The organism is Serratia sp. 506_PEND (assembly GCF_001076875.1).
Taxonomy (GTDB): Bacteria; Pseudomonadota; Gammaproteobacteria; order Enterobacterales; family Enterobacteriaceae; genus Serratia; species Serratia marcescens.
Genome location: NZ_JVEL01000621.1, coordinates 1 through 5,786 on the forward strand (window position 1 = coordinate 1; position 5,786 = coordinate 5,786).

7 protein-coding genes are annotated in these 5,786 nt (G+C 56.0%); all 7 read right to left on the reverse strand.

The window, feature by feature from the left end:
* The coding region (locus ADK28_RS28330; protein ID WP_048795422.1) for a phospholipase D family protein at positions 1–657 on the reverse strand (657 nt) is incomplete at its 3' end.
* 191 nt (positions 658–848) lie between these two features.
* Complete coding sequence (locus ADK28_RS28335) at positions 849–1,676, reverse strand: hypothetical protein (protein WP_152929757.1); 828 nt, start codon at positions 1,674–1,676, stop codon at positions 849–851.
* A gap of 3 nt (positions 1,677–1,679) precedes the next feature.
* Positions 1,680–3,050 (reverse strand): VasL domain-containing protein, encoded by a 1,371-nt coding sequence (locus ADK28_RS28340; protein WP_048797331.1) that lies wholly within the window; start codon positions 3,048–3,050, stop codon positions 1,680–1,682.
* A gap of 17 nt (positions 3,051–3,067) precedes the next feature.
* Positions 3,068–3,499, reverse strand: coding sequence for a type VI secretion system baseplate subunit TssE (gene tssE / locus ADK28_RS28345; protein WP_048797332.1), 432 nt, complete (start codon positions 3,497–3,499; stop codon positions 3,068–3,070).
* 1 nt (position 3,500) lies between these two features.
* Entirely contained in the window at positions 3,501–4,037 is a 537-nt protein-coding gene (gene tssJ / locus ADK28_RS28350) for a type VI secretion system lipoprotein TssJ (RefSeq protein ID WP_152929758.1), read from the reverse strand.
* Positions 4,018–5,118, reverse strand: coding sequence for a type VI secretion system baseplate subunit TssG (tssG, locus tag ADK28_RS28355; protein WP_048797334.1), 1,101 nt, complete (start codon positions 5,116–5,118; stop codon positions 4,018–4,020). The genes tssJ and tssG overlap by 20 nt, the downstream gene beginning before the upstream one ends.
* Positions 5,073–5,786: type VI secretion system baseplate subunit TssF (locus tag ADK28_RS28360; RefSeq protein ID WP_048797335.1), on the reverse strand; the 714-nt coding region annotated here is incomplete at its 5' end. The genes ADK28_RS28360 and tssG, both read right to left, overlap by 46 nt.

Below are 5,786 nucleotides of genomic sequence, written 5' to 3' on the forward strand. Positions count from 1 at the left end.
TACCTGTGGTTTGGTCATACGAGGAAGAGAGGCAGGAACACCATTACCGAACAAACGCGCCTGGGCTCCAGGCTTTTTAGCTGAAGCAGCCAAACGTACCCGTTCGGCGACTTCTTTAAATATATAGCTATTTTCAAGGAGCGTTTCTATGTCATCTTGTGACGTTATCGGCATGAATGAATTATCGAGTGACGTTAATTCCCCAATATAGTTCTCCAGCCCACTGAGTATTTCCCCCTCATTTTCATTCGATCCGTCAATAGTGATATGCACTGAGCTTTCGAAGTTGCTCCACAGACCGCCACCGGTCAGATTGTGTGAACCCACAACTATCAACCCCTTATTATCACCTAAAAACTGGTAGATCTTTGCATGGAATGTCTGGCCTTTTTCAGAGTGCACAACATGCAAGGAGTCGGTATTAATAAGCAAAGCGGTGAGAGCCTCGTAGGACGTCCCACCAAGGTCGACACCCACGTACACATTTACTTTTCCTCCTCGGTCCCTAAATCTTTTGAGAGAATCTTTAATTCTGAGGACACCACTGTTCTTTGCGAACGCGACAACAATGTTAAGAGTGCGGTAGTCTGGTGAACTAAGCAACTCGATCAGACGGTTGCCAAGCTGCCCGGTAAAGGGCTGGTTCATCAGTTCCATTAAGTCCTCCTTTGGACTATCCTGTTTTTTCTAATAGTGCCTGCAGGCTTTTCGTTCTGAGCACATCAACATCAGTCTCACTATGATAGTTTTCCAGAGAACGCTGCACCGACATAAGCACCATCATAAATGCCTTTTCGCATGCCGGATAGTAGCAGGTAATGGTTCAATAATTACATAATCTGGATAAACTATTGCCCCTTGTCCTTGGCAGGCTTACCGGTGTTCTTTTTAGCGTATCGTCGTAATCCCAATCTCTCTGCCTGGTGGTGGATCGCACTGTTCGTCCTGCCGGGTAATACCCTGGTCAACTTTCTTCCCAGTATCGGGTAAAGCTGCTGAAGAATGCTGAGCTCCTCGGGTGTCCATATCTGCGATCGTGTTAACCCTAATTTGGCAGCCTGCGCCTCAATGGCTTTTCTGGAACGATGGGGCAATAGCGAATGAATGGCATCAAGGTTACCTGAGTTACCATAATGCCCGGTCAATATCGCGTTTTCCTCACGGGTCCATCGACTCAGTTGCGTTTTCCCCAGCTTAAGTACATTTGCCCGGTTCCTCACAGCACTGACACTTTTATCAAGGGCTGCAGCAACCTCCTCAACAGGCATATGACCATAATGCTCCCTCAGGAATGCGATGGCGTCAGGATGCCATTCCCGTACATCGGTGAGACCTGCCCTGGCCGCCTGTTTCCTGATAGACTCCATATCACGGTGCGGCAGCAACGCCCTCACCATGGCGATACCGGCACCATGAGAGTAATGTTTTTTCATGATGTTAATTTCCCACATCTCCCAGGGTTTCGCTCCCGGGCGACCAACACCAATCTTTAATGCCATCGACCTGACCGCAGCCACCCCTCTTCCCAGAGTCGTGGCTATTTCCCGCGCCGGGAGTTTGCCGTAGTGTTTCTCAACAAAGGCAATTTCTGCCAGCGTCCACTGCACATAGTGATTACGGCGCGTGGCGCTTTTTTCTGCTGCACCCACTGATGATAGATTCGGTTTCATTTTCATTATTCAGTCACTCGAGCCGCCATGGGTAATCAGCACATAACGGTTCTGCAACTGTCGCAGATGCTGCTCTGCCTGCTGTTCTGCGGCAGGCTGATTGCCGTTCTCTTTTTTTTGCTGTGACAACTGACGTAACTGTTCTTCCAGCGGCACGTTCTGGCTCAGCGTCTGCGTGATAGCAAACACCGAGGATTTCAGCTCCGAGACCGTCAGGTATTTACCCCGCTGCATATCGGTGCTGTTGAGTTTCTCCGTCAGCAACTGCAGCTGTCCCATCGCCTGATGCCAGCCCTGCAGACGCGCCTCCGGCAGGGCATTTGCCTCCACCTGCTGCTGCCACTGCTTCGCAAGCGCTGCCGTTTGCGGCTGATGTGGCCACAGGCGCTGCGTCTGCGCCACCAGCGCGAAGCCGTAATCCTGCGACCATGACGGGGAAAGACCTGCCACCGCATCCAGCTGACGACGCGTGCGTTCCGTAATAACACGCCCCTGTGACTGTAACGCGGCGGCGCTGTCTTCAATCATTGCCCCCTGTTCAGAGCCAGAGAGCACGACCGGCAACGGAGAGAGCGACGCGTCAATCAGGGTTTCTGGCTGATTACCCTGCCAGTGCTGCCAGCACCAGGCGCTCAGCGCCGTGAGCAGCAGGGTGGCCGCAACGCCACCCGCAAATCCCGTCCATACACCACGACGATGGCGCTTCAGGATGGAGGTCTGTGTGATGTGCTGTGTACCATCATCCCGCACCACCAGTACCACCGGTTCACTGTTGCCACAGGGTTGCCCGGTACTCTCCGGTATAGCACGGGAGGTATGCAGGTATGAAGACTCAACGACCGGGGGCAAGGGGGCATCTTTTGCGTTCTCCAGCCTCACCACCGCCGCGTGCATCCAGTGCAGCAGTGCATCCATTTTACTCACCTGGCGAAGCACCAGACGCTGCAGCAGGTCACACAGGTGCCGAAGTTGTTGCTCAAGACGATAAATAGCAGGCAGGTCCTGATGACTGAGGGTAAACCGGCGCAGGCTCAGCATCAGATGTTCACTGAGCCACACCAGAATGTCCTTGCGCACCGGCATCTGGGGAGGCCACATGACGCTCCACTGGTGCGTTATCAATGAATCCACCAGCTCCAGCCCCTCCGACAGCCCCGTGAGGCCGGAACGCTGCAGGCGGGCACAGCAAAACCACGCCGCCGTCTGCAGGTCGGTGCCGTTGTGGCGAAACAGCGTCACACATAACTGCTCCACGCTCTGCCAGTCCACGTCGGGTCTGGCCGGGTGGGTCAGCTTGCTCAGTTCATCGCGCAGTTGGGTGTATTCAGACCACGCGCGCGGGTCCTGGCCCGCATGCAGGGGCAGGTGTCGGGAAAACATAGCGTCAGTACCTTTAATCAGGAGGGGAGTATTCGTTGTTGTTTCAGGTGACGTAGCAGAACTTTGCCTTCGGACATAAACTCGGTGCCAAATCGAACCAGTTCACCGTCCGGCATCTCAGCCTCGATGGCGTAGCGCAGCTCACCGGGCTGGGCCTGCTCCAGCATCACCACATGAATGTCCTGAATGCGCGGCTCGTATTTCAGCAGCACAGTGGCCAGGGTGGTTTTCAGCTCATGGGCGGTACCGGGCATTCCCTGTAGTATCAGTGTCATATCCGGCAGACCATAGTCCGGCAGATGCGCCACCGAACCGGCCCGGGTATTGAGCACCCGCTGCAGGTTATCCAGCACCGACAGAATGTACTGGTTTTCTTCGCTGACCTGCTCCAGGGGCAGACCACCGGCAAAATGTCCATAGAGTTTTTCGTACAGAGACGGACGGCGCATGTTATTTCCCCTTCACGGGCAGCAGCGTCAGCCGGTTATCACCCGCTTCAATCAGACGCGCTTTATCAGGGGCGAGGTCTTTGCGGGGAATGACTACCCGCCAGGTATTACGGGTCTGGTCCGGTGACAGGAACATAGCGGCCACCGCCACGTACTGCGCGGTCTCCTCCATTGGCATATCAATCTGTACGGCCTCGCCAGGTTTCAGGCGAATATCCTTTTCCGCCAGCAGGTCAGCCTTTATCACCAGGGCGTCACCGGCAGAGAGCGCCTTATAGTCCGCACCATCAAATGCCTTACGGTCTTTCAGCTGATAGATACGTATCATCGTGGGCAGGGGGATGCCGTCGTCGTTGACGTTCAGCGCTGCGCGAGCCCTGATATCAAGATGTAACGTCCTCACCTGCTTGTAAAAAATGGACGTGGCGACGGCTTTCGTACCCTCTGACACTTTCTGCGTCAGGCCACATCCAGTGAGTAATACGGCTGCTGTCAGCGCAGCACATACCGTCACGGTCTTACGCGCGGTAATCACCATCTTCATCGGTCTCCTTGCGGTTAACATTTTCCCTGATGCACTGCCAGCGCCCCAGGGGAATAGTGAGTATCCGGTGTTTGTCGGATGAGGGTGGGCGCAGCGACCGCAGCACGGCAGTACATCCCAGTTGCACACCGCCATGCTCAGGATGGCAATGTGCCTGCGCATCCGGCAGCAGGGTACGGTTCACACACAACTGCAGACGCACATCCAGTGCGCTGCCGAGGTAAACATGCAGCAGGGCCAGCAGGTCGGTATGCAGTTGATTACCCGGTAACCAGCCCTGTACCTCCTCCGGATTATCCGTGGTGAGCTGCAGCAGCACCTGACTGTTCACGTCTGTACCGTGGTCACCCATAACCGGGCGCGCTTTCAGGCTGACGGGGTGGCGGGTGCTCATGCTTACCGGGGCACTCAGCGGGACGCTGCAACGGTCGTGATGCCAGACGGTGGCACGGGTATCCGGAGCCAGCAGTGTGACCAGCGAGCCCAGCCCTTCGGCGGTTCGCCCCGGGAGCAGCATCACCGGCAACAACGCCAGAAAACGCGAGACCGGGGTGGCAATATTTTGCGCACAGCCGGGTATGCCCAGCCCTGCCAGTCCCAGCAAATACTGCGAGGTCCGGTCTCGCCCGCCGGGCTCAAAGGTGGCCGGGTACGAATACTTTCGCCAGATGCGGTAATACTGGGTAATCAGCCGGTGATTGAAGATATCGAGAAAATCACAGACGGCTTCATAGCCTTCCTGGCGCTGCGTAATATCGTCGGTGTAAATGGTGGGCAGGGGTGATTCAACACCATACAATCCCATAAAGGTGATCCGCACCGTGGGTGGCAGGTGCGGCGGCTCCGGGATTTCAGCACCTTTAATTTCTCCAACCGGAAAGCCCATACCGGGATGCGGGCGAAAGCGCACCGGCTCCTGACGCACCTGCCAGCTGCTGCCCGCCACGGGCGCCTCCGGATGGCGCTTTTCCACTATCTGGCACAGCCGGTAAAAGTTGGTGCGGGGAAGCGTATCCTGAAGCTGCGTTATCAGCCGGGCAGTCGCGGACTGTGATTCTCTTTCCACCGGATGCATTTTCCTTCTGGCTGAACGATAAGGGAGAGCTGGTTAAACTGGTTCATGTCGGCATAGAGCGCGAAGAAGCGGTTAAGCATCTCCCCGAACAGGTGGATATCCCCTTCACCGGTAAAGCCATTGCTGTCGAGGGTGACCTCGATATCCAGCCCGCGCAGCAGAAAACCGTCCTCAAAGCGCTGAATACGGTGGTGTTGCACATTCTGAATGGCCGACAGACGACGATTATTCAGGTCATCGTCCGTCCAGTTATACAGTTTCAGCGTGCCACTGAGCACTTCCGGGCTGCTCATCATGTTCAGAAAGCGGGTCCCCAGATGGCTCATGATGCGCCAGTGAAAACTGTCCTCGCCAGGCGGATACACCGGCAGCGTCGGCTTGCACAGGTTACGCAGGGTCACAGGGGTTTTGAGTCTTTGCTCGCAGTGCGCCAGCAGCGTGCTCTGCAACGCCTGGCGCGGTAGCTGACCGTTGGTGCCTGTGATACCCAGAGAGAGTGTGTCCTGCTGCGGTGCATTCTGCTCTCCGCCCAGAATTATCCAGGTGTCATACATGCCGGTGACGCTGCGCTTCACCCGGGTATGAAAGTAGCGTTCCGGGGCCTGGCGGCGCAGCATGCCCCCCTGATGGCGGAAGCTGCTGAACGGGACGTAGGTCGTACCGGTGCC